Genomic DNA, 24,190 nt, shown 5'->3' with positions numbered 1-24,190 from the left:
CTCTCCCTTAACGATTCGCGACCATTATTGCGTAAACGCTTGTTGCAGTGCGGAAACAGCGGCCGCCGGATCGGCCGCTTCCGTGACGGCGCGCACCACCGCCGCGCAGCCCACGCCGGTGGCGAGCACGTCGGGCAGCACCTGCAAATCGATCCCGCCGATCGCGACGAGCGGCACCACGCCGTCGAGTAGCCGGACGTAGCGCGCGAGGCGCTTCAGGCCCTGAGGCGCGGTCGGCATCACCTTGGTGGTGGTCGGGAAGACGGCGCCGAGCGCGATATAGCTCGGGCGGAAGTGCAGCGCCTTCAGAATCTCGTAGAAACCGTGCGTCGACAAACCGAGGCGGATGCCCGCCGTGGCAAGCGCCGACAAGTCCGCCGTGTGCACGTCTTCCTGCCCGAGATGCACGCCGTAGGCGCCCGCCTCGAGAGCGGCCCGCCAGTGATCGTTGATGAAAACCTGCGCGTCGTGCCGCCGCCCCGCCGCGACGCAGCGGGCAATTTCGCGCTGGAGCTCATCCGCGGGATGAGCGGACTTGCGGCGCAACTGCACCGTCTTCACGCCGAAGTCCAGCACCCGTTCGACCCACTCGGCGCTCGGCAGCACCGGATACAGGCCGAGCCGCTCGGGGCAGCGCGGAAACGCCTCGGCCGGCGCCGGCGGCAAACCGGCCACGCGCGGGAAGCTGGCCAGATCGCACGGGAAGGAATCGCCGGCGGCGTGCGTGCGGGTTTCATCGCCGTCGCGCCACGCGAGCGCGAGCACGAGCGCGTCGTGCGGATCGAAACCGCAGTCCAGAAATGCGGCCAGCGCGGGAATCCAGTCTTCCGCGAGATGCCCTTCCAACCGGTACTTTTCGCCGCCGAGGTGCAGCGTCGCCTTGTGCTCGGCGGCCTCGACCACGGCCGCGCCTCGCACGAGCCAGCGCGCCATCTGTTCGCCATGCCGGGCGGCGTCGGCGACCACGATCAGATCGCCGCCGTTCGGCTCGTCCGGCGCGGTCAGACAGATGCGCCACGGCGCGCGCGTGGGCGGCCAGTCGCCGAGGCGCGCGCGGATGCGCTCGGTGGCTTCGACGAGTTCGTCGGCGGGCGGCCAGAACAGGTCGCGGTCTTTCAGAGCCAGAGTCTGCGTCATGCTGCGCTCCCATCCTGATGCCAGAAGGGCATGCCGACCACCGGCGTGCTCGCGTGCGCGCTTTCGCGCTCGGCCATCGGTCCGGCGAGGAAGGCCTCGCGGCCGGCTTCGACGCCGAGCGCAAAAGCGCGGGCCATTGCCTCGGGATGCGTCGCCTGCGACACGGCCGTGTTCAACAGCACGCCGTCGAAGCCCCATTCCATCACCTGCGCCGCGTGCGACGGCACGCCGAGTCCGGCGTCCACAATGAGCGGCACGTCCGGCAGCCGTTCGCGCAGCACGCGCAGGCCGTACGGATTGATGACGCCCTTGCCCGTGCCGATCGGCGCGCCCCACGGCATCAGCGCTTCGCAGCCGGCGTCGAGCAGACGGCGGCCGATCACGAGGTCTTCTGTGCAATACGGCAGCACCTTGAAGCCGTCTTTGACGAGCTTCGCGGCCGCCTCGATCAGGCCAACCGGATCGGGTTGCAGCGTGTAGTCGTCGCCGATCAGTTCGAGCTTGATCCACTCGGTTTCGAAGATTTCGCGCGCCATGTGCGCGGTCGTCACCGCCTCGCCGACGGTCAGACAGCCGGCCGTGTTAGGCAGCAGCGGCACGCCGTGGCGCTTGAGCAGATCGAAGAACCCGGCTTCGGCGCCGCCTTCGTTCATCTGCCGGCGCAGCGCGACGGTCACCATGCCGGGGCGCGCGGCCGCGATCGAATCCGACAGCGATTGCAGCGACGGATAGCGCGACGTGCCGAGCAGCACGCGGCTCGCGAAGGTCTGGCCGTAGAGCGTGAGCGCGTCGGCGGGTTGGGTGGAAGTCATGTGCATCATCGGGTCTCCGGCAAGGCAAGGCGGGCGGCGATTGGGTGCGATTGGGTGCTCACCCGCCGGCCACCGGCTGCACCACGTCCAGCTTGTCGCCGGGCTGCAACGCACGCGCCGCATGCTGCGTGCGCGCGACGAAATCGCCATTCAGCGCGACGGCAAACGGCGGCCGCGCGCCATACGCGGCGAGCGCATCCGCGACAGTCGCGCCTTCGGGCAGCGACAACGGCTTCTGATTGATATGAATGTCCATAGTGCTCAAATACGATTCAGTCGATGGCCAATAGATGACCAATGCCCGAGCGCTCACCGCGCCGCCTCGTCATCCCAACGCTCATGCCGGCTCCCGCGCGCGGTCCTCGTGGAACAGCTCGCTCCAGCGCGCGGCGTGCCGCCAGTCGGCGAATGCGTCCGCGTCGGCGACGCGCCCGTCCAGCAGCGCCGCCGCAAAACGCACGGCTTCGTCCGCGACTTCGGGCACGATCATGTAGCCATGCCGGTACAGGCCGTTCACGCGCAGCGTCTGTCCGCCGTCCCACAACAAGGCCGGCCGATGATCGGGCAAGGTCGGCCGGCACTGCGAATTCAGTTCGAGAATGCGCGCCTCGCCGAAGCCCGGATGCACGGAAAACGCCGCGCTCAGCAGCTCCAGCGCGGAGCGCACGCTGACGGGCGACATGTCCTCGCCCTCCACTTCGGTCGCGCCGATCACATACAAATCGTCCTGCTTCGGCGCGATGTAGAGCGGATAGCGCGGATGCAGGAGCCGCACCGGCCGCGTCAGATGGATGCCCGGTGCGTGCACGCGCGCCACTTCGCCGCGAATGCCGCGCAGCGTCGGCAGCACGGGTTTGGCGCCGAGGCCGCGGCAATCGATCGTGATACGCGCCGGCGGCAGCGCACCGTCTTGCACCGGCGTATTCCAGTGTGTTTGCACACCGCGTTGCGCGAGGCCCGCGGCGAGGGCGCGCAGCACCTGGCGGTTGTCCAGCTGCCCCTCGCGCGGCAACAGCCAGCCCTGGTTGAAGCGCCCGGCAAGCGCAGGCTCCGCCGCGCCCAGTTGCGCGCCCGCCAGCGTGACAAAGCCGCCGTCCAGCAACTCGGCCGGCGCGTTCGAGCGCACGCGCCTTTCGAACAGCGGCGCCTCGGTCCGATCCGCGTGATGCCAAACGACGAGCGTGCCGTTGCGCTGGAAGAACACCGGCTCGGGCAGCTCGGCCAGCACACGCGGCCAGCTTTCGAGCGATGCCGCGCCCAGCCGCGTGATCAGCAGCTCCGCACTCGCGGCTTCGGCGAGCGGCGCCAGCATGGCCGCCGCGACCCACGCTGCGGCGTCCGAACCGGTGGCGTCGCCGCGCTCATAGAGTGCGACGCGATGGCCGTCTCCGGCAAGCCGCCACGCGACGAGGCGCCCGCACAGGCCGCCGCCGAGCACGGCGAAATCGGGTTGCGCGGCGCGGCTCATCGTGCGCCCTCCGCTTCGATATGACGGTCAACGGCGACACAGTGCGCGTGCCGAACAGCGCGGCCGGCGCAGTTGGCGCGATCAGGGGCAAAACACATAACTGAACAATAGGCGGTCATCGAGTCCTTTCCGTACGGCCAACAAGAAGCGCGTACCCAGGACGAAACCGGCGGGCAAGGCCGGCCAGGCAACAGGCGTGCTCGAATGAACTACGCCGCCCGGCGGGGAATGGAAGACTGGCTGCTTCCGGAAACTTCCCGCGCCGGTATTACCCGGATCGGGTGCAAAGGGTCTCTCTCAGCCTCGCTGCCGCAGCGTGAGAATCACGCCGCTCAAGTGCGAAGCACCCCTGTTTCGTCGAAAGGTCATTAGACCATAAAAGGCGCGGCGCTCGCAAACGAGCGGCGCTTTGCGTCGCACGCGGCTTGATCCGGCACCATCTCTCGCGGCTTTTGTCTGCCTTTGTGCGCTTTTGTCACTTAGAGAGCGGCGGCCCGGCGCTCTGGCACAATGCCAGCAGAGATGACGCGGCGAACGCGGCATCGCGCGCGAGACGGCGGTGAAACGTGGCGGCGGCGCAAGACAGGGCCGCCCGCGACCGGCGGCACGCGCGGCGCCGGGAATTAATTTTCGCTTAAGGGCTTCGCGCCAGAATCGGCAGTCGCCGCGGCGCTCGCCCATGGGGCGCCGCGCCCGCACATGCACCAGGACCCGCGACGGGCCGGCCCGCGTGGCCCGTCCAACGTGGCGCGGCCACCGTGGCACGGCCAGATTAGAACAGCACTCCTCAGGACGCTCATGACAACGCATACTTCTGTCAGCCCCGCGCTGCCGCCCGACGAGAAAGTCTCCGCCTGGAGTCTGATCAAGCCTTACTGGGTGTCGGAAGAAAAAAAGACCGCGTGGGCCATGCTCATTGCGATCATCGCGATGAACCTCATGGTCGTGTGGATCAACGTCCGCCTGAACCGCTGGAGCGCGGACTTCTACAACGCGCTGCAAACCAAGAATGTGCGCGACTTCCCACATCTGCTGATGATCTTTTCCGGGCTCGCGTTCGGCTACATTATCCTCGCGGTGTATGGGCGTTACATGCGCCAGATGCTCGGCTTCCGCTGGCGCCAGTGGCTCACCACGCGCTATCTGAACGAGTGGCTGCACGACAGCGCGTTTTACCGCATCGAGCGCGACCGCCTCGCCGACAACCCCGATCAGCGGATCAGCGACGACCTGCAGTCTTTCGCCACCACGACGCTTTCGCTCACGCTCGATCTGCTGTCCACCGTGGTCACGCTGGTGTCGTTCATCACGATCCTGTGGGCGCTGGCCGGCGCGCTGACCATCACGCTCGGCGGCGTGCCGCTGCATATTCCCGGCTACATGGTGTGGGCGGCCGCGCTCTACGCGGTGGGCGGGTCGCTCGTGATCCAGAAGGTCGGGCATCCGCTCGTGCCCATCAACTATCAGGCGCAGAAAGTCGAGGCGGATTTCCGTTTCGGCCTGATCCGCCTGCGCGAGAACGCCGAGCAGATCGCCTTCTACAACGGCATGGACACGGAGAAGAAAAACGCCCACTCGCTGTTCAGCCGCATTCGCGACAACTGGTGGCAGGTCATGAAGTACACCAAGCGGCTCACCTTCGTGCTGAGCTTCTACGGTCAGATCGCGATTATCTTTCCGCTTGTCGTCGCCGCGCCGCGCTATTTTGCCGGCGCCTTCACGTTCGGCGTGCTGATGCAGATCTCCAGCGCGTTCGGCACCGTGAGCGATTCGTTTTCGTGGTTCATCAACAGTTATTCGACGCTGGTGGAATGGCGCGCCACGGTCAACCGTCTGCGCGAATTCAAGCGTGTCGTGCATGCGCCGCGTCTGAAGGAATCCGTCTCGCCGGCCACCGCGCACGGCGGCATCAATCTGCATTTCGTCGACGCCGACGAGCTCTCCACCGACGGCCTCGAGCTCGCGCTGCCGAACGGCAGCCCGCTGTCGCGCATCCGCGATATCGTGATTCACCCCGGTTCGCGCTGGCTCGTGCGCGGCCCGTCGGGCTCGGGCAAGAGCACGCTGATGCGCGCGCTGGCGGGCCTCTGGCCGTTCGGCGACGGCGCGATCGACGCGCCGGTCAACGCCCGCATGATGTTCATTCCGCAGGTAAGCTACATGCCGATCGGCACGCTGAAGGCAGCGCTCGGGTATCCGTCGGCGGCCGACACCTATACCGACGACGAATGCCGCGAGGCGCTCGTGACCTGCCATCTGTCGCAATACGCGGACCGTCTGCAGGAATCCGCGCACTGGACGCGCGTCCTCTCGCCAGGCGAGCAACAGCGCCTCGCCGCCGCGCGCGTGCTGCTGCACAAGCCCGACTATCTGTTCCTCGACGAAGCGACGAGCGCGCTCGACGCTGAAAACGAAGCGCGTCTCTACCGCCTCTTCACCGAGCGGCTGCCGAAGGCGGCGATTGTCAGCGTCGCGCATCGCGAGTCGCTCGCTGCGTTCCATGACGAAACGCTCGACGTCGAGCGTGCCGCCGAAGCGGTCGCCGCATGAACACCGCAAGCGCCGTCACCGGCGAAAGCAGCGCGGCTTTCGAGCGTGTCGTGCTGATCACCGGCGCCGGTTCGGGTATCGGCGCGGCGCTGGCCCGGCGCATCGCCGCGCCGCGCACTGCCCTGATGCTGCATGCACGCGGTGCCGAGCGCGAGTCGCGTGAACGCCTTGCGCAGGTGGCCGCCGATTGCAGCGCCAACGGCGCCGTCTGCGCCACGGTGTTCGCCGATCTCGCCGAGCGCGGTGCGGCGGAACACGTGGTGCATCAAACGCTCGCAAGCTTCGGCGCGCTCGATCAACTGGTCGCGAATGCCGGGCATGCGCAGCGTCAAACGCTTCAGGCGCTGGATCCCGATGCACTCAGCGCGGCATTCGCCGCCATGCCCGCTGCGTTCGCCGCGCTCGTCAAACGCGCCACCGCTGCATTGGAAAGCTCGAAGCGCGGCCGCGTGGTCGCACTCAGTTCGTTCGTCGCGCATCGTTACCGCGCGGACACGCCGTTTGCCGCCACCGCCGCAGCGAAAGCGGCGCTCGAATCTCTGGCGAGAACCGCGGCCGCCGAACTCGCGCCGCACGGGGTGACGGTGAATTGCGTTGCGCCCGGCTACACGCGCAAGGACCGCGGGCCGAGCGCCGACAATGCCGCGGCGTGGACACGCGCCGCCGAGTCGACACCGCTCGGGCACATCGCCGAACCGGCGGATGTCGCCGCGCTGATCGCGTTTCTGCTGTCCGACGAAGCGCGCCACATCACGGGCCAGGTGATTCATGTCGACGGCGGACTGACGCTCGGCTGAGTCGCGCGCCAGCGCACGTTTATCCCGCCACAACGCCAGGCCACGGCAAGATCCGGCAACACACGAGAACACTCGGGAACACCCGGAAAGCATTTGCGAAGCGGGCAAGCTTTTCCGCCCTTTGAAACAAGCCCGAAAGAGCGACGATAGTCGTGCGCGCCGTCCCCGCGGCTCGCACGCTCTCCACTGCTAACGGACTCCCGCTCATGTCACTCGATCGCCGTTCTTCTCCGCTTCACCGCCTCGGGCTCGCTCTCGGCGCAGCCATGCTGCTCGCTGGCGCCGCGCACGCAGCGCAAACCACGCCGCCGAATGAACCCGCCGACGTCTGCCCCGCGCTCAAGCACATCGTCGAAGCATCCGACTTCAAGCAACTGCATGCACAACCGGCCGCACAATTGCCGGGCGTCGAAAGCACTGAAGATTGCCGCGCCAACGCGCATGCCTACGACTGCCACTGGCGCGCGCACTGGCAGGCCGACGGCGTCGTCAACGATCCGCTCGAAGAAATCGGCGCCGATATCGCCGCGTGCTTTCCGAATGTCGTGCACGACGTCAACACGCCGACGCGCCAGCACTTCATCGTGACCACCGCCGCGCGCCGTGTGAACGTGAGCGCGAGCGTGCAAGGGCAAAACGAGTTGCGCCTGCGCGTCACGCGCTGAGCGCAGGCACTGCGCAACAATCTTGACGATGGTGACGATGCGCCCGCCGCTGCTTTCGCGCCGCTCAGTCGCCGTCCGTTGTTGGCCTTCATCGCATCTCGCCCTGCATCATGACCTTCCTGCCTTGCATACGCGCTAACGCATTCGCGCACGCTCCCCGTGCGGCGTGGGTCATGTTGCGGCGGCCGGGCGCGCGGCTTGTGGCGTGCACGACGCTCACGATGGGACTGAACGGCTGCGCGTGGACCCTGATCCAGGCAGCCGACGCCACCGGCTCCGTGATCCAGGCGGGCTACGCCATCGCGGCGAACTATTCGTCGCCGACTTTTGTGAGCGGCCGTCCCGCGGATGTGCGCCACGTGTGCATCGAGGTCAACACTGCGGTGTCGGTCGGCGATTTCGTGCCGGCGCTGCAACTCGCGCTCGACCGCCACGGCATTCGTTCGGACGTCTACAATCCGGGCACCTCGCCGGCCGGATGCGAGGCGCGCCTCGTGTACAACGCCGCCATCGACTACGGCCGCCGCTCGTTCAGCGACGACGCAATCCAGTATCTGTCCATCATCGATCTGACGCTCGTGCAGAACGGCCGCGTTCTCGTCACCGCGCGCTATCAGACGGGCGGCCTGAACACCGACCGCTTTTCCTCCGCGTCCACCAAACTCAACGGACTGATCGACAGGATGGTGATCGACCAGACAGATTTTGGCCGCCGGACGCTGCAGACCATTCAGACCTCGCAGATCAATTAGCCTCGCGCCCTTGCTTTGTCTTACGCGAGAAAGTATTGGAAAGCGTTAGCCGCTTTGCTGCGCCCGCGCGGATCACTAAGATGACCTGAATGAACCCATCCATTCTGGTCGTCGACGACGACCCCGTCGTACGCGAGCTCGTCAGCCAATATCTCGAAGGGCGCGGCTTCAAGGTTGCCACGCTCGAACATGGCATGGCGCTGCAGCGCAAGCTCCAGGACGAACGTCCCGCGCTCGTCGTGCTCGACATCATGATGCCCGAGCTCGACGGCATCAGTGCGCTGCGCGCGTTGCGCGTGGCGGGCGACGACATTCCCGTGATTCTTCTCACGGCGCGCGCCGATCCGATCGATCGCGTCATCGGCCTCGAACTCGGCGCCGACGATTATCTCGGCAAGCCGTTCGAACCGAGCGAACTCGTCGCGCGCATCCGCACAGTGCTGCGGCGGCGCGGCTCGGTTGCGCCGAGCGCGCCCGAGCAGCGCGCGCCGTATCGTTTTGGCCGCTTCGAAGTCAACTTCCCGGCGCGCGAATTGCGCCGCGACGGCGAGCGCATTACGCTGCGTTCAAGCGAATTCGCGATGCTGAAAGTGTTCGTCACCCACGCGATGACCGTGCTCACGCGCGCGCAACTGCTCGAAAAACTGCACGGCAATAGCGACACGCATCGCAACCGCAGTCTGGATGTGTCGATCTGGCGATTGCGCCGGCTAATCGAGGTCGATCCGTCCGAACCGCGCTACGTGCAAACCGTGTGGGGACGCGGCTACGTGTTCGTGCCGGACGGCGAAATCGGTGCGGCGGAACGCGGACCGGCCTCGCTTGCGGAGTAAGTACCGCGGGCGCCGGTTCGGCGGGGCGGCGCGGGCCGCGCAGCGCGCGCGCCGACATGACGCGGCGCGATCCTGCGCGTCAGAACGTCAGCACGCTCAGGAACATTCTCTGCAGCCAACCCATGGTCGTCGCGTCGGAGATCATGCCGGTGCCGGCCTGCTCGATGCGCGCATTCGCGACCTTGCTCGACGCAACGTAGTTGCCTGCTTCGATGTCCTTAGGATTGACGACGCCCGATAGCCGCAGCCGGTCGCGGTTACCACTCATCGAAATCACCTTTTCGCCGGACACGACGAGATTGCCCGAGGGCATGGTGCCGATCACGGTGACAGCCAGCGTGCCGTTCATGCCGCTCACGTCGGTGAGGCTGCCCTGCCCTTTGAACTCCGTGCTCGCCGAGCCGATGTTGAACAGCCTCGCGAGCCGCGCGGCCGCGCCGGTCGACTTGTCCGCCGCGTCCGCGGTAATGCTGCTCGCGCGGCTCGCCGCCGCCGTCGAACTGTTGTTGCCGCTGTACGATTCCGACAGCCGGATGGTCAGCACGTCGCCGATATGCTGCGCGCGCGGCGTCTCGTACAGCACCATGAGCGTGCCGGCCTGATAGATCGCGCCCTGCGTGTTGACGTTCAGCGGCGCGGACACGAGCGGTGGCGCCATCGGCGTGTCGACAATCGACTTCTGTGTGCTGGCGCAAGCGGATAGACAGGCTGCCGCCACGCACACCGCGGCGGAAAAACGTGACGTAAGCATTGTTGTACTCCCAGGTCTCAAGGTGTCCGAAACGAGTTCAGGCTCGACCGGCCGCCCACTCATGGCGGACCGAGCATGCGCGTCACCTCACATCAACCGGCTTCCGCATCGCTCGCCTGCCATTGCCGTACGACCGACTTGACCCACGCGTCGGAGCCCTTCAGCAGATAAGTCAGCGTGCCGTTGCGCGTGCCCGGCAGGAAACACAGCGTGATCGAACTGACCGCGTTTTCCCACACATAGACCGGCAGCGCGCCGGGCGACGACACGTTCTGCGTCGCGTGACGCGGCGGGCCATAGCGCTCCGCGAGCGCGTCGCGCAAGTCCTCGGCGGTGACCTCGTCGATCACGAAGGAAATCTCGTAGAGCCGCAGCGCGCTTCGGCCCTCGCCCTGGCCTTCCATGCGCGCGAAACGCAGCACATGTTCGGCCGCCGGCGCACCGTCGACCACCGCTTGCGAGAGCGCCCACCCGCTGTCGTCCCGATGCGCCCAGCGGCAGGCGACCGTCAGGCTGTCGCGCGACTTGAGCCGCATGCCGAGCGCGCCCGCCTGCACGTCCGTCTCGCAGACCGGCACGCTGCCGAGCGGCGTCGCCCGCACCTTCGAACCGGCGCGGAATTCGTCGAGCGTGATGCCAAGCGCAATGCCGCGGAATGCAAACGGCGTCTCCTGCGCGCGCCGGCGCGCGTCGGCGGCAGCTTCTCTCGTGGCCGAAGCCGGCGCGCCTGCATCGCGCGCCGCCGGCTGTGCCGGCACGGTCAGCGGGAACATGCCGCACAGCAGCGCGAACGCAAGGGCAATCCGTTTGGGTGTCATGACTCAGTCGATCGCGGATGAACACATGTCGAACGGGGTGGCCGCCGCATGGCCGACGACCGGGATGATTTTCAGCGTAGCCGACGTGAGCCGGCATGGCAGCGCGGCCACGGCGCAGCCGTCGAGCGGCAGCAACGCCGCGCCGAGCGCGAGCCACGCGGTGGCGCGAACCACGCGCCTGCAAAGTTTCGAAGTCGACACGCGCGCCTCGCCAGATCAGGCGGTGGTGTTGACGTGATGGCCGACGAGGCCCGCAGGCAGCGACGGCTGCGCCTGCGTCCCGGCGCCCTTGCTTTGCGCGGTGCCGCCGGCCCCCGCGGAACTGCCGGACGACGCCGGTTTTTCGGCCGGCCTCGCGGGCGCAATGGAAGAAAACCTGGTGGAATTGAGGTTGCTGGGAACTGTCATGATGAGCCTCGCATGGCACTGGGTTGGGCGGGATGCCGGTCGTGCGCCGCGCGGACCGGCGAGCGCTCAAGGCGCTGCCGGCGTGCGACGCGACGTATCGCAGGACGAATCATCCCGCCGCGCGCGCCTCGCCGATGCACGAAGAAAAGCGCGCTTTCCGGCGGTTCTTACGACCCATTGCGAGCGGTTTCCAGCACTTCCTTAAGCATCCAGATTGTTTCCGGAAACGCCGCGCGCGCCGCCTCGAGGCGATTTCGCACGGTCCCGTGCGTTGCCGCACAGGACCGCTGTGCAATATGCTGTGAACCTTGGGTGACGAGCCTTACGCGTACATAGACCGGATTCGCGCCGCTTTTCGGCCGGATCGGCATGTCATCGGGTAAGCATTGGTAAGCAAACTGCCGGCCGCACGCCGCGCGCGCGAGGCGCGCGGCAGTCTAGAATTTCGCCATGAATCCACAGGTCCTTATCGTCGACGACGATCCGGTCGTACGCGATCTGCTTTGCAAGTTCTTGCAGTCGAACGGCTTCGACGCGTCCGTGCTGCATGACGGCACGCATCTCCAACGCCGGCTCGAGCGCGAACGGCCGTCGGTCGTCGTGCTCGACATCATGATGCCGAACACCGACGGTCTGCGCGCGCTCACCGCGCTGCGCGCCGCCGGCGACGACATTCCGGTGATCTTCGTGACGGCGCGCGGCACGGTGGCCGACCGCATTGTCGGGCTTTCGCTCGGCGCGGACGACTACCTGACCAAGCCCTTCGATCCGCGCGAACTGCTCGCACGCATTCACACGGTGCTGCGCCGCCGCGGCCCGTCGACCACGAGCGCGCCCGAGGCCCGCAAGCCGTACCGCTTCGGCCCATTCGAACTGGACTTCGCCACGCGTTCGCTGTCGCGCGCCGATAGCAAGCTGCCGCTGCGCGACAGCGAGTTCGCGCTGCTGAAGATCTTCGTCAACCATCCGTATAAGGTGTTGTCGCGCGTGCTGATTCACGACCTCGTGCATCGCGACAACCTCGCCTTTCGCGACCGCAGCCTCGACGTGCCGATCTGGCGCCTGCGCCGCGTGATCGAGGACGATCCGTCCAATCCGTGCTATGTGCAGACCGTGCGCGGCAAAGGCTATGTCTTCGTACCCGATGCCGACGGCACGCCGTTCTCCGACGAGGCCGCCTCGAACGCATGAGAAACCCGCTGAACACGCTATTCGGCAGAATGGCGTTGCTTTCGACGGCGGTGCTATTGGCAATTCAGGCCGGCTGGTTCGTGCTCGTGGTCATGCAGCCGCCGCGGCATGAAATCGACGGCTTTGCGCGCGGCGTCGTGCTGGCCTTGCAGGCCGTCAACGGCGAGCCGATCAAGGGCGCCGCGCTCGCGCCCGCCATGCGCGTGCATCTGGTTCCGACCTGGAACATGCCGCCGAGCGTCCATCTGCGTGAACCCACGGAACATCTGGTCGTGCAGTTGACCCGGCATCTGCGGGAGACGCTGCCGCCGGGCACCCAGATCGCCGTCGACGATCTGCATCCGCCGCAGCTGTGGGTGCTGTTTCCGGGCAAGTCCAACTGGGTCGTGCTGCCGGTCGACTTGCCGCCGCCGCCGCGCTTTCTGATCGAAGCGATTTCGATGCTGGCCGCCGCGCTGATCCTGTCGCTCTTCGCCGTGTGGCAGATGCAGCGCCCCCTTTCGCGCGTCGCAGAGGCGGCGCGCGCTTTCGGCTCGGGCGGCCGTCCGGAGCCGGTGACGGTGCAAGGGCCGCGCGAACTGCGCGATCTGATCGGCTCGTTCAACGACATGATGCGGCGCCTGAACGAAGCCGGCGACGATGAGGCCGTCATGCTGGCCGGCGTCGCGCACGACCTGAAAGCGCCGCTCACGCGCCTGAAGCTGCGGGCGAGCGTGCTGGTGGCGGAAAGCGAGCGCGCCGGCCTGATTCGGGACGTGGATTCGCTCACCAACATCGTCCAGCAGTTTCTGGAATTCGCCGGCCAATCGGCCGATGCCGGGCCGCCGGTCGAAGTCGACGAATTCCTGCGCGAGCAGTTCTCCGACAGTGACAGCGCGAGCGCCAATCCCGACGAAGCGCCGGACGACCGCGCCGGCGAAACCGCGCTCTTCGCGCTGGATTTGCGTGCCGGGCCGTCGTTCACGCTGCCGCGCACGCTGCTCGACCGGCTCGTGACCAACCTCGTCGATAACGCGCTGGAACACGGCGCGCCGCCCGTCGACATCGCCACTGCGCGCAACGGGGAACATTGGACCATCAGCGTGCGCGACCACGGTGCGGGCATTCCCGACGACCGCATTGCCGCCGCGATGAAACCGTTTGTGAGACTCGATGCCGCGCGCGGCGGCGAGGGCCATTGCGGCCTCGGCCTCGCAATCGTGGCGCGTCTTGCGAACGACCGCGGAGGACGTTGTCACGTCCGCAATCACGCCGAGGGCGGTCTGGTAGTGTGTATCGAGTTGCCGGTCGAGGCGGCGTGCGCGTAAGACGCCGATCGCGCCGATCACGCCTATCACAGGCGCGGCTCACCGACGCCGCCGAGGTGCGCTTACTCCGCCTTACCGAATGCGCTACCGCATGGCCGGCGGTCTTATAGTGGCCCCCGGCAACCTCGATGCCGCCCTTCTCAGTCCGCCCGCTTATCTGGGGGCGGATTTTTTTTGCCCGCGGGTTTGGCCCACGGGTTTGGCCCGCGCGTCAGACCACGAGCCGACTGCGCAAGCTCTCGATGGTGGAGTCCGATACGCCCAGGCCTTCCGTCAGATAACGCGTCATCGTGCCGTAGCTAGCCTGAACCTGATCGAAGCCCGCCTGCAGAAAACTTTCCTGCACGCCGAGCAAAGGCTCCTGGATTGCCGCGAGCGCGTCGCCGTCCTGCGCGCGCAATGTTTCCCTCAGCGACCGGATGGCCTGCGCGCGATACACGTTGCTGAGCAGGTAGTCCTGCATGATGACGTCGAGCGGCACGTTGGCAATGCTTTGCAGCAGCGCCGCGACCCAGCCCGCGCGATCCTTTCCCGCATTGGAATGGAAAAGCTGCGCGCCGGTGCCGTCGGCGAGCTGACGCAGCAGCGCGCCGAAGCTCGCCCGCTGTGCGGCGCCGGTGACATAGCCGCGCGCCTGCGACTCCATGAACGCGACGGCGTCGGCCGCCGAATTGACAGCGGGCGGCACGAAGTCGCGCACGCCCAGCACGTCGAGCCTTTGCGAAACCGCGCCGCGCGGCAGCATGTCGGCCGTCCGCTCGATCTCGCCGGGCGTGCGCAGATCGAAAACGCTCGCGATGCCGAGTCTCTCCATTTCAGTCTGATCGGCCACGCTGAGCGTCAGCACATTCGCGCGGAAAAAGGCGCCGCGGCGCATCTTCTTGCCGTCGACAGTCGGATAGCCGGCCGCGGCGCCCGCGACGTCGCGAAAATTGTCGACCGACGCAAGCCGCGGCGTCTCGCCCTGCTCATCGTCGAGATTGCCGCCGCCGCATGCCGAAAGCAGCGAGCTGCTCACGCCGGACACCAGCAGCACGCTGGCCGAGCGCTTCAGAAATGTCCGTCGCGACGGGCATGCCGCGAGTGTGAGCGGCTCCCCGCGCAGGTCCATGGGCATAAAGTAGCGGCGAGGCGCCGGGCAGGTTTTCGCGGTGGCGGGCATCAGGCGGGTCGACGTGGCAGGCGCAAAGCATGAGTCAATAATGTGCAGCCTATGCGCTGCGGGCGCAGTTTAACGTTTTCAATAATTGTTTTGGTTACGGCGTATTAGTTCGTAAGCAATGTTTTTGCACGGCTTTTCCGTGTCGCGCCGGCCTTCCCAGTATGCGGGTTGCAATCCGCATATTCTGTGTTATCGGCTGCTTACCGCTTACTGCCGACCTGATGCCAATTTTGACCCCACGTGGTCGCATGACGCCTCGTCCCCGTAGAATAGAAACACTGCCCACAAGCCGCCGGCACACAAGAAAAGCGAGGAGAACACAACAAACATGCCCTCTCTCCAATGGTTCACCGAACTGACGCAGCGGGAACGCCGCACCCTGTACGCCGGTTTCGGCGGCTATGCGGTCGACGCGTTCGACTTCATGATCTACTCGTTCCTCATTCCGACGCTGATCGCGACGTGGGGCATGAGCAAAAGCGAAGCGGGCATGATCGCGACGAGCTCGCTGATTTCGTCGGCGCTCGGCGGCTGGCTGGCCGGCATTCTGGCCGATCGTTATGGCCGCATCCGCGTGCTGCAATGGACGATCGCGACGTTCGCGCTGTTCACCTTCCTGTCGGGTTTCACGCATTCGTTCTGGCAACTGCTCGCCACGCGCACGTTGCAAGGCATCGGCTTCGGCGGTGAATGGTCGGTCGTGACGATCATGATGGCGGAGACCATACGCTCGCCGCAGCATCGCGCGAAGGCGGTGGGCACGGTGCAAAGCAGCTGGTCGTTCGGCTGGGCGGCGGCGGCCATCATTTACTGGGCATTCTTCGCCTTGCTCCCCGAACAGTACGCGTGGCGCGCGTGTTTCTGGATCGGCCTGCTGCCCGCCGCGTGGATCATCTACATTCGCCACAATGTCAGCGACCCGGATATCTACCTGCAGACGCGCCGCGCGCGGGAAAGCGGCGTCGAGACTGCGCATTTCCTGCAGATCTTCTCGCTGCCCCATTTGCGTACCACGCTGCTCGGCAGCGCGCTGTGCACCGGCATGCTCGGCGGCTATTACGCGATCACGACGTGGCTGCCGACTTATCTGAAGACCGTGCGCCATCTGTCGGTATTCAACACGAGCGGCTATCTGATCGTGCTGATCGCCGGCTCGTTCACCGGCTATATCGTCGGTGCGATTCTGTGCGACAGGATCGGCCGGCGCGCGTCGTTCGTCCTGTTCGCGGTGGGCTCGTTCGTGCTCGGCATGGTCTACACCATGCTGCCGATCACCAACGGCATGATGCTCGCGCTCGGTTTTCCGCTCGGCATCGTCGTGCAGGGGATTTTTGCGGGCGTGGGCGCGTATCTCTCGGAGCTTTATCCGAATGCGATTCGCGGCTCGGGCCAAGGCTTTTGCTACAACCTGGGGCGCGGCTTCGGCTCGTTCTTCCCGATTCTCGTCGGCACGCTTTCGCAGACCATGTCGCTCGTGAAGGCCATGGGGATTGTCGCCGGTTCGGGCTATCTGCTCGTGATCGTCGCCGCGCTGTGCCTGCCCGAAACGAAGGGCAAGGTGCTCGGCGCGACCCGCCCCGCCGCCTGAGACCGCGACTCCGGCTTGCCGCTGAATGGCCCGATAAGCACATGAAAACGATCGTTCTCGGCGGCGGCGTGATCGGCGTCGCCACCGCCTTCTATCTGCGCCAGCAAGGCTGCGAGGTCACGCTGATCGAGCGCGAACCGGATGTCGCGCTGGCCACGAGCTTCGGCAACGCGGGCGTAATCGCGCCCGGTTATGTGACGCCGTGGGCGGCGCCCGGCATGCCGGCCAAGATTCTCAAATACCTGTTCAAGCCGGCATCGCCACTGGTCTTTCGCCCCACTCTGGACGCGGCGCAATGGCGCTGGATCGCGCGCTGGCTGCGCGAATGCGAGCTCGAACGTTTTCGCGTCAACAAGCAGCGCATGCAGCGAATCGCCTACTACAGCCGCGAGTGCCTGCGCGAGTTCCGCAACTATCATCCGTTCGACTACGGCCGCAGCCAGGGTTATCTGCAGCTTTTTCGCAGCGAGTACGACGTCGAACTCGCGCAACCGGCGCTGGCCGTGCTGCGCGACGCGGGCATGGCGTATCGGGAAGTGAGCGCCGCGCAATGCGTCGATATCGAGCCGGGGCTGCGCTGGGCGCGCGCGGCGCCGGTGTCGGGCGTCCATCTTCCCGACGACGAAGCCGGCGACTGCGCCCGCTTCACGCGCGAGCTGCGCGCCATCTGCGAGCGCCATGGCGTGCGCTTTTGCTTCGACACGCGCGTCACCTCGCTCGATGTGGAAGGCGGCGCCGTGCGCGCGGTCCGTGTGCAAAGCGAGCGCGGCGCGCAAACGCTGCCCGCGGACAGCGTGGTCGTGGCGCTGGGCGTCGACAGCGCGGCGCTGCTCGCGCCACTCGGCGTGAAGGTGCCGCTTTATCCGGTCAAAGGCTACTCGGCGACCCTGCCTGTGATCGACGACGAAAAGGCGCCGCGCGCCGCGCTCATGGACGAATCGCTCAAGACAGCCATTACGCGCTTCGGCAATAACCTGCGCGTGGCGGGCACGGCGGAACTCGGCAACCGCCACGCGACGCTGCGCGAGCAGGCCTTGCAGACGCTGATGAAAGTGCTGGCCGACTGGTTTCCGCACGCCGCGGCGCCCACGTCCGCGCATTTCTGGGTAGGCCGCCGCCCGATGACGCCCGACGGCGCACCCTTGCTCGGCCCGTCGGGAATCGGCAACCTGTGGCTCAATCTCGGCCATGGCTCGACCGGCTGGGCGATGTCGATGGGCTCGGCCCGCGTGGTCGCCGATCTCATCACGCAGCGCAAACCGGAGATCGATCTCGACGGGCTGACGTTGGCGCGATATGAGAAGTGACGGACCGCCGCGCCAGTGCCAACCCACGCACGTGAAAAAGCCGGGTCACCTTTGCAGGTGCCCGGCTTTGTTCTTACCGCCTTGAGGGTGCCGCTCGCGAGTCACGCCAGGCCGGCACTTGCCCCCTCCGGCCGGCGGCCGACGACGCTTAGCGCGGCAGTTCCGAATGGCCCATCAGGTACGCGTCGACCGAACGTGCGCACTGACGGCCTTCGCGGATCGCCCACACCACGAGCGACTGGCCGCGGCGCATGTCGCCCGCCGTGAACACCTTGTCGACCGACGTGTAGTACGCCTTGTCACCTTCGGTTGCAGCACGCACGTTGCCGCGCGCGTCCTTGTCGACGCCGAATGCCTCGAGCACCGGCGACACCGGCTGCGTGAAGCCCATGGCGAGCAGCACGAGATCGGCCTTCATTTCGAATTCCGAGCCCGGCACTTCGACCATCTTGCCGTCCTTCCATTCGACGCGCGCGGCGATCAGCTTCTCGACCTTGCCGTTCTTGCCTTCCAGGCGCTTCGTGGCCACGGCCCAATCGCGCGAGCAGCCTTCCTCATGCGACGACGACGTGCGCAGCTTGATTGGCCAGTACGGCCACACGAGCGGCTTGTTTTCCTCTTCCGGCGGCTGCGGCAGCAGTTCGAACTGCGTGACGCTCTTCGCGCCGTGACGGTTCGACGTGCCCACGCAGTCCGAGCCCGTATCGCCGCCGCCGATCACGACGACGTGCTTGCCCTTCGCGACCAGTTGGTGCGGAACCTTGTCGCCGGCATTGACCTTGTTCTGCTGCGGCAGGAATTCCATCGCGTAATGAATGCCTTCCAGCTCACGGCCCGGCACCGGCAGATCGCGCGGCGTTTCCGAACCGCCGGCGATCACGACGGCGTCGAAGTCTTCCTTCAACTGCTCGGGCGTGATGGTCTCCTTCGCCGTGTTGCCGATGTGCGCGGGCAGCGAACCTTCCTTGCCGACGAACACGTTGGCGCGGAACGTCACCCCTTCGGCTTCCATCTGGCGCATGCGGCGGTCGATCAGCCACTTCTCCAGCTTGAAGTCGGGAATGCCGTAACGCAGCAGGCCGCCGATGCGGTCGTTCTTCTCGAACACCGTCACCTCGTGGCCCGCGCGCGCGAGTTGCTGCGCGACGGCGAGGCCCGCGGGCCCGGAGCCGACCACGGCGACCTTCTTGCCGGTCTTGTGCTTCGGCGGCTGCGGCGCAACCCAGCCTTCGGCCCAGGCTTTGTCGATGATCGCGTGTTCGATCGACTTGATGCCGACCGGGTCGTTATTGATGCCGAGCGTGCATGCCGCTTCGCATGGCGCCGGACAAATGCGGCCGGTGAACTCCGGGAAGTTGTTCGTGGAGTGCAGCACTTCGATCGCGTTCTTCCAGTCCTGATGGAACACCAGGTCGTTGAAGTCCGGGATGATGTTGTTCACCGGGCAGCCGTTGTTGCAGAACGGGATGCCGCAGTCCATGCAACGCGCGCCTTGAATCTTCGCTTCGTCGTCGGTGAGGGCCGCGACAAATTCCTTGTAGTGCTTCACACGCGTGAGCGGAGCTTCGTACGCCTCGTGGCGGCGCTCGAACTCGAGAAAACCGGTTGCCTTGCCCATGTGGTTCTCTTCTCTATCTGTATCTAGGGGTAATCTGGACCCGCCGCGCGTCGGCTTGCCGAGCGGCGGCGGGTACGGCTAAAGGTGACGTCTACCGTTCTGGAGCAGTCGGCGACAATTCGGCGATCAGGCGGCGAGTACTTCCTTGTTCGCCTTCTTCGCTGCCATTTCGCCCAGCGCGCGCTTGTATTCGGTCGGGAACACCTTCACGAATTGGCGGCGCGACGCGTCCCAGTTTTCGAGCAGCGCTTTCGCACGCGGCGAGCCCGTGAACTGGAAATGACGCTCGACGAGACCCTTGAGCAGCGCTTCGTCCGTCGTGCCCGCGTGCCACAGGCCGCGGTCGACCGTGCGCTCCTGTTCGGCCTGCTGCAACACCGGGTCGAGCGCGACCATCGACTTGTTGCACTTGCCCGCGAACGTGTTGTCCGGGTCGTACACATAAGCCACGCCGCCCGACATGCCGGCCGCGAAGTTACGGCCGGTTTCGCCGAGCACGACGACGGTGCCGCCCGTCATGTATTCGCAGCCGTGGTCGCCCGTGCCTTCGACAACCGCCGTCGCGCCGGAGTTACGCACGCAGAAGCGCTCGCCCGCCACGCCGCGGAAGAACGACTCGCCTTCGATCGCGCCGTACATCACCGTGTTGCCGCAGATGATGTTCTCTTCCGACTTGCCGCGGAAATCGTTCGTGGGACGAATGATGATGCGCCCGCCCGACAAACCCTTGCCGACGTAGTCGTTGCCGTCGCCGACCAGATCCAGCGTGATGCCCTTCGCGAGGAACGCGCCGAAGCTCTGGCCCGCGGTGCCCTTCAGCTGGATGTGGATGGTGTCGTCGGGCAGGCCGTCGTGGCCGTACTTCTTCGCGATCGTGCCGGACAGCATGGCGCCGACCGTACGGTTGACGTTGCGCACCGGCTGGATGAACGAGACGTGCTCGCCCTTCTCGATGGCCGCTTTCGCCTTTTCGATCAGCGTGTGGTCGAGCGCGCGGTCGAGACCGTGATCCTGCTCTTCCACGTGCTTGCGCGCCACTTCAGCCGGCACTTGCGGCTGATAGAACACGCGCGAGAAGTCGAGACCCTTCGCCTTCCAGTGCTCGATGCCCTTCTTCATGTCGAGCAGTTCGGCGTGGCCGATCAGGTCGTCGAACTTGCGGATGCCCAGTTGCGCCATGATCTCGCGCGCTTCTTCGGCGACGAAGAAGAAGAAGTTCACGACGTGTTCCGGCTGACCCTTGAACTTCGCGCGCAGCACCGGATCTTGCGTCGCAACGCCGACCGGGCACGTGTTCAGGTGGCACTTGCGCATCATGATGCAGCCTTCCACCACGAGCGGCGCCGTCGCGAAGCCGAATTCGTCCGCGCCGAGCAGCGCGCCGATCACGACGTCGCGGCCGGTCTTCATCTGACCGTCTGCCTGCACGCGGATACGGCCGCGCAGCTGGTTCAGCACGAGCGTCTGCTGCGTTTCCGCGAGGCCGAGTTCCCACGGCGTGCCCGCGTGCTTGATGGACGACAGCGGCGACGCGCCGGTGCCGCCGTCGTGACCCGCGATCACGACGTGATCGGCCTTGGCCTTGGCCACACCCGCGGCAACCGTGCCGACGCCCGACTCCGACACGAGCTTGACCGACACGCTCGAACTCGGATTCACGTTCTTCAGGTCGTGAATGAGCTGCGCCAGATCTTCGATCGAATAGATGTCGTGGTGCGGCGGCGGCGAGATCAGGCCGACGCCCGGCACCGAGTAACGCAGCTTGCCGATGTATTCGGACACCTTATGGCCCGGCAACTGGCCGCCTTCGCCCGGCTTCGCGCCCTGCGCCATCTTGATCTGGATCTGATCGGCCGAGGCGAGATATTCCGCCGTCACGCCGAAGCGGCCGGACGCGACCTGCTTGATCTTCGAGCGCAGCGAATCGCCGTCCTTCAACGGAATGTCGACGATCACTTCGTCGCCGATCACGGACTTCATCGTGTCGCCGTTTTTGATCGGAATGCCGCGCAGTTCGTTGCGATAGCGGTTTTCGTCCTCGCCGCCTTCGCCGGTGTTCGACTTGCCGCCGATACGGTTCATCGCGACCGCCAGCGTGGCGTGCGCTTCCGTGCTGATCGAGCCGAGCGACATGGCGCCGGTGGCGAAACGCTTGACGATTTCCTTGGCCGGTTCCACTTCGTCGAGCGGAATGGCGCGGGCCGGGTCGAGCTTGAACTCGAACAGGCCGCGGAACGTCATGTGACGCTTCGTCTGGTCGTTGATCAGGTGGGCGTATTCCTTGTACGTCTGATACGAATTGCTGCGCGCCGAGTGCTGCAGCTTGGCGATCGCATCCGGCGTCCACATGTGTTCTTCGCCGCGCACGCGGTACGCGTACTCGCCGCCCGCGTCGAGCATGTTCGCGAGAACCGGGTTCTCGCCGAACGCGTCGCGGTGCAGACGGATTGCTTCTTCGGCGACGTCGAAGAGACCAATGCCGCCCACCTTCGACGACGTGCCCTTGAAGTACTTCTGCACGAGGTCTTCAGCGAGGCCGACGGCTTCGAAAATCTGCGCGCCGGTGTACGACATGTAGGTCGAAATGCCCATCTTGGACATGACCTTCTGCAGGCCCTTGCCGACCGCCTTCGTGAAGTTGTAGACCGCCTTCTCCGGCGACAGGTCGCCCTTCAGGCCCGCTGCCAGCTGGCCGAGCGTCTCCATGGCGAGGTACGGGTGCACGGCTTCCGCGCCGTAGCCCGCGAGCAGCGCGAAGTGGTGCGTCTCACGCGCGGAACCCGTTTCGACGACGAGACCCGTGCTCGTGCGCAGGCCCTGCTGCACGAGGTGCGTGTGGATCGCGGCCGTGGCGAGCAGCGCCGGAATCGCGACGTTGTCGCGGTCGGTCTTGCGGTCCGACACGATGAGCATGTTGTAGCCGGACTTGACCGCGTCGACGGCTTCCGCGCACAGCGACGCGAGGCGCGCCTCGATGCCTTCCTTGCCCCACGCGACCGGATAGCAGATGTTCAGTTCGTACGAGCTGAACTTGCCGCCCGTGTACTGATCGATCGCGCGGATCTTCGCGATGTCCTTGAAGTCGAGCACGGGCTGCGACACTTCAAGACGCATCGGCGGGTTGATGTTGTTGGTGTCGAGCAGGTTCGGCTTCGGCCCGATGAACGACACGAGCGACATCACCATGTTTTCGCGGATCGGGTCGATCGGCGGGTTCGTCACTTGCGCGAACAGCTGCTTGAAGTAGTGGTAGAGCGTCTTGTTCTTGTTGGACATGACCGCGAGCGGCGAGTCGTTGCCCATGGAGCCGACGGCTTCCTCACCCGCTTGCGCCATCGGCGCCATCAGGAATTTGAGGTCTTCCTGGGTGTAGCCGAACGCCTGCTGGCGATCCAGCAGTGCAGCGGCTTCGCGGCGTTCCGTCGCGACGTCTTCGGCCTTCGCCTCGATCTCGTCGAGCTTGATGCGCACGGCGTCGATCCAGCTCTTGTACGGCTTGGCGTTCGCGAGGTTGTCCTTCAGTTCCTTGTCGTCGATGATGCGGCCGTGCTCCATGTCGATCAGGAACATCTTGCCGGGCTGCAGACGCCACTTCTTGACGATCTTCGACTCGGGAATGGGCAGCGTGCCCGCTTCCGACGCCATGATGACGAGGTCGTCGTCCGTGACGATATAGCGCGCCGGACGCAGGCCGTTACGGTCGAGCGTCGCGCCGATCTGCCGGCCGTCCGTGAAGGCAATCGCGGCGGGGCCGTCCCACGGCTCCATCATTGCGGCGTGGTATTCGTAGAACGCACGGCGGTTGTCGTCCATTAGCGTGTGCTGTTCCCAGGCTTCCGGGATCATCATCATCATCGCGTGAACGAGCGGGTAGCCGGCCATCACCAGCAGTTCGAGACAGTTGTCGAACGAGGCGGTGTCCGATTGGCCCGGGTAGATGAGCGGCCACAGCTTCGGCAGGTCGTCGCCGAGCACGTGCGACGCGATCGCGCCGGTACGCGCGTTCAGCCAGTTGACGTTGCCCTTCACCGTGTTGATTTCGCCGTTGTGGGCGATCATGCGGTACGGGTGAGCCAGTTCCCACGCCGGGAACGTGTTCGTCGAAAAGCGCTGGTGCACGAGCGCGAGCGCCGAGACGGTGCGCTCGTCCTGCAGGTCGCGGTAGTACACGCCGACCTGACCCGCGAGCAGCAGGCCCTTGTAGACGACCGTGCGCGCCGACATGGACGGCACGAAGTATTCTTTGCCGTGCTTGAGCTTGAGCGCCTGGATGCGGTGGCTCGCGGTCTTGCGGATCACGTACAGCTTCCGCTCGAGCGCGTCGGTCACCATGATGTCCTTGCCGCGGCCGATGAAGATCTGGCGGATCAGCGGCTCGCTCGCCTTGACGGTGGGCGAGATCGGCATGGTGTGATCGACCGGCACGTCGCGCCAGCCGAGCACGACCTGGCCTTCGGCCTTCACCGTGCGCTCGAGTTCCTGTTCGCAGGCGAGGCGCGACGCGTGTTCCTTCGGCAGAAACACCATGCCGACGCCGTATTCGCCGAACGGCGGCAGGGTGACGCCCTGCTTCGCCATTTCCTCGCGATAGAAGCCGTCCGGAATCTGGATCAGGATGCCGGCGCCGTCGCCCATCAACGGATCGGCGCCGACTGCGCCCCGGTGGTCGAGATTCTCGAGAATCTTGAGGCCCTGCTCGATGATCTCGTGGCTTTTCTTGCCCTTGATATGAGCGACGAAGCCGACACCGCAGGCGTCGTGTTCGTTTTGCGGGTCGTACAACCCTTGCGCGGCGGGAACCGGATGAGCCGGTTGCTGGTGATCGTTCATGGGGACACCGTCTGTGAGGGGCCGGACAGGCCGTTAAACCGTTTTTCTATTTGCCGCACGTGCACACCCGCAACGGCGAGGCGCTGGATGCGCAGGCCGCTAAGCCTGCCAGAACGCCGGAATTCGGAATATACGCGACGAATCAATGGAATAGCAAATAAAACGTGATGATCGATCCCCAATTATCAATTTGGTG

At 65.9% G+C, this 24,190-nt stretch carries 20 protein-coding genes and 1 riboswitch; of the genes, 9 read left to right on the top strand and 11 right to left on the bottom strand.

Annotation, left to right across the window (positions count from 1 at the left end; translation table 11 throughout):
- Positions 1-24 precede the first annotated feature (24 nt).
- The 4 genes from thiE to ACEN8U_RS15515 form a co-directional block, all read right to left on the bottom strand.
- Entirely contained in the window at positions 25-1,137 is a 1,113-nt protein-coding gene (gene thiE, locus ACEN8U_RS15530) for a thiamine phosphate synthase (protein WP_015003882.1), read from the bottom strand.
- Positions 1,134-1,949, bottom strand: a complete 816-nt coding sequence (locus tag ACEN8U_RS15525; RefSeq protein ID WP_041746414.1) for a thiazole synthase — start codon at positions 1,947-1,949, stop codon at positions 1,134-1,136. Before ACEN8U_RS15525 ends, thiE begins: the two co-directional genes overlap by 4 nt.
- A gap of 58 nt (positions 1,950-2,007) precedes the next feature.
- The gene (thiS, locus tag ACEN8U_RS15520; protein ID WP_006052269.1) at positions 2,008-2,205 is read right to left on the bottom strand and encodes a sulfur carrier protein ThiS; all 198 of its coding nucleotides are present in this window, start codon (positions 2,203-2,205) and stop codon (positions 2,008-2,010) included.
- Between the two features lie 81 nt (positions 2,206-2,286).
- Positions 2,287-3,417: an FAD-dependent oxidoreductase gene (locus ACEN8U_RS15515; protein WP_015003885.1), complete on the bottom strand. Its 1,131-nt coding sequence runs from the start codon at positions 3,415-3,417 to the stop codon at positions 2,287-2,289.
- Between the two features lie 237 nt (positions 3,418-3,654).
- Positions 3,655-3,778, bottom strand: a riboswitch (TPP riboswitch).
- 437 nt (positions 3,779-4,215) lie between these two features.
- On the opposite strand from ACEN8U_RS15515, the gene ACEN8U_RS15510 reads away from it, so the two are divergent.
- The 5 genes from ACEN8U_RS15510 (at position 4,216) to ACEN8U_RS15490 (ending at position 9,014) form a co-directional block, all read left to right on the top strand.
- Positions 4,216-5,967, top strand: coding sequence for an ABC transporter ATP-binding protein/permease (locus tag ACEN8U_RS15510; RefSeq protein ID WP_015003886.1), 1,752 nt, complete (start codon positions 4,216-4,218; stop codon positions 5,965-5,967).
- Positions 5,964-6,764 (top strand): SDR family NAD(P)-dependent oxidoreductase, encoded by an 801-nt coding sequence (locus ACEN8U_RS15505; protein WP_015003887.1) that lies wholly within the window; start codon positions 5,964-5,966, stop codon positions 6,762-6,764. Before ACEN8U_RS15510 ends, ACEN8U_RS15505 begins: the two co-directional genes overlap by 4 nt.
- 206 nt (positions 6,765-6,970) lie before the next feature.
- Entirely contained in the window at positions 6,971-7,429 is a 459-nt protein-coding gene (locus tag ACEN8U_RS15500) for a hypothetical protein (protein WP_015003888.1), read from the top strand.
- A 173-nt stretch (positions 7,430-7,602) separates the two neighbouring features.
- Positions 7,603-8,181, top strand: a complete 579-nt coding sequence (locus ACEN8U_RS15495) for a hypothetical protein (RefSeq protein ID WP_015003889.1) — start codon at positions 7,603-7,605, stop codon at positions 8,179-8,181.
- An 89-nt stretch (positions 8,182-8,270) separates the two neighbouring features.
- Positions 8,271-9,014 carry a response regulator gene (locus ACEN8U_RS15490; protein ID WP_015003890.1) on the top strand — a complete coding sequence of 248 codons (744 nt, stop codon included), beginning with the start codon at positions 8,271-8,273 and terminating at the stop codon, positions 9,012-9,014.
- Positions 9,015-9,093: 79 nt separating this feature from the next.
- Here the strand turns inward: ACEN8U_RS15490 and ACEN8U_RS15485 are convergent, their stop codons facing one another.
- The 4 genes from ACEN8U_RS15485 to ACEN8U_RS15470 form a co-directional block, all read right to left on the bottom strand.
- The gene (locus ACEN8U_RS15485; protein WP_310110848.1) at positions 9,094-9,765 is read right to left on the bottom strand and encodes a flagellar basal body L-ring protein FlgH; all 672 of its coding nucleotides are present in this window, start codon (positions 9,763-9,765) and stop codon (positions 9,094-9,096) included.
- A gap of 92 nt (positions 9,766-9,857) precedes the next feature.
- Positions 9,858-10,583, bottom strand: coding sequence for a hypothetical protein (locus ACEN8U_RS15480; RefSeq protein WP_015003892.1), 726 nt, complete (start codon positions 10,581-10,583; stop codon positions 9,858-9,860).
- A gap of 3 nt (positions 10,584-10,586) precedes the next feature.
- On the bottom strand, positions 10,587-10,784 hold the full coding sequence (locus tag ACEN8U_RS15475) for a DUF6726 family protein (protein WP_081588229.1): 198 nt from the start codon (positions 10,782-10,784) through the stop codon (positions 10,587-10,589).
- 15 nt (positions 10,785-10,799) lie between these two features.
- Complete coding sequence (locus ACEN8U_RS15470) at positions 10,800-10,991, bottom strand: hypothetical protein (RefSeq protein ID WP_041745810.1); 192 nt, start codon at positions 10,989-10,991, stop codon at positions 10,800-10,802.
- Positions 10,992-11,441: 450 nt separating this feature from the next.
- Between ACEN8U_RS15470 and ACEN8U_RS15465 the strand changes: the two genes are divergently transcribed.
- Together ACEN8U_RS15465 and ACEN8U_RS15460 are read left to right on the top strand one after the other, a co-directional pair.
- Positions 11,442-12,182: a response regulator gene (locus ACEN8U_RS15465; RefSeq protein ID WP_013589799.1), complete on the top strand. Its 741-nt coding sequence runs from the start codon at positions 11,442-11,444 to the stop codon at positions 12,180-12,182.
- The gene (locus ACEN8U_RS15460; protein WP_041745815.1) at positions 12,179-13,489 is read left to right on the top strand and encodes an ATP-binding protein; all 1,311 of its coding nucleotides are present in this window, start codon (positions 12,179-12,181) and stop codon (positions 13,487-13,489) included. The genes ACEN8U_RS15465 and ACEN8U_RS15460 overlap by 4 nt, the downstream gene beginning before the upstream one ends.
- A gap of 211 nt (positions 13,490-13,700) precedes the next feature.
- Here the strand turns inward: ACEN8U_RS15460 and ACEN8U_RS15455 are convergent, their stop codons facing one another.
- On the bottom strand, positions 13,701-14,651 hold the full coding sequence (locus tag ACEN8U_RS15455; protein ID WP_148281811.1) for a tyrosine-protein phosphatase: 951 nt from the start codon (positions 14,649-14,651) through the stop codon (positions 13,701-13,703).
- 328 nt (positions 14,652-14,979) lie between these two features.
- Here ACEN8U_RS15455 and ACEN8U_RS15450 point away from each other — a divergent pair, with 328 nt between their 5' ends.
- Together ACEN8U_RS15450 and ACEN8U_RS15445 are read left to right on the top strand one after the other, a co-directional pair.
- On the top strand, positions 14,980-16,239 hold the full coding sequence (locus ACEN8U_RS15450) for an MFS transporter (protein WP_015003896.1): 1,260 nt from the start codon (positions 14,980-14,982) through the stop codon (positions 16,237-16,239).
- Positions 16,240-16,280: 41 nt separating this feature from the next.
- Positions 16,281-17,546 carry a D-amino acid dehydrogenase gene (locus ACEN8U_RS15445; protein WP_413658529.1) on the top strand — a complete coding sequence of 422 codons (1,266 nt, stop codon included), beginning with the start codon at positions 16,281-16,283 and terminating at the stop codon, positions 17,544-17,546.
- A gap of 148 nt (positions 17,547-17,694) precedes the next feature.
- Here ACEN8U_RS15445 and ACEN8U_RS15440 read toward each other — a convergent pair whose 3' ends face one another.
- Together ACEN8U_RS15440 and ACEN8U_RS15435 are read right to left on the bottom strand one after the other, a co-directional pair.
- Positions 17,695-19,164: a glutamate synthase subunit beta gene (locus ACEN8U_RS15440; RefSeq protein ID WP_013589804.1), complete on the bottom strand. Its 1,470-nt coding sequence runs from the start codon at positions 19,162-19,164 to the stop codon at positions 17,695-17,697.
- A 126-nt stretch (positions 19,165-19,290) separates the two neighbouring features.
- Positions 19,291-23,994, bottom strand: a complete 4,704-nt coding sequence (locus ACEN8U_RS15435) for a glutamate synthase-related protein (protein ID WP_013589805.1) — start codon at positions 23,992-23,994, stop codon at positions 19,291-19,293.
- Positions 23,995-24,190 lie beyond the last annotated feature (196 nt).

Source organism: Paraburkholderia phenoliruptrix, from assembly GCF_047325075.1.
GTDB lineage: Bacteria > Pseudomonadota > Gammaproteobacteria > Burkholderiales > Burkholderiaceae > Paraburkholderia > Paraburkholderia phenoliruptrix.
The sequence above is the reverse complement of the archived record's forward strand: the minus strand, read 5'-3'. Positions and strand labels throughout refer to the sequence as shown.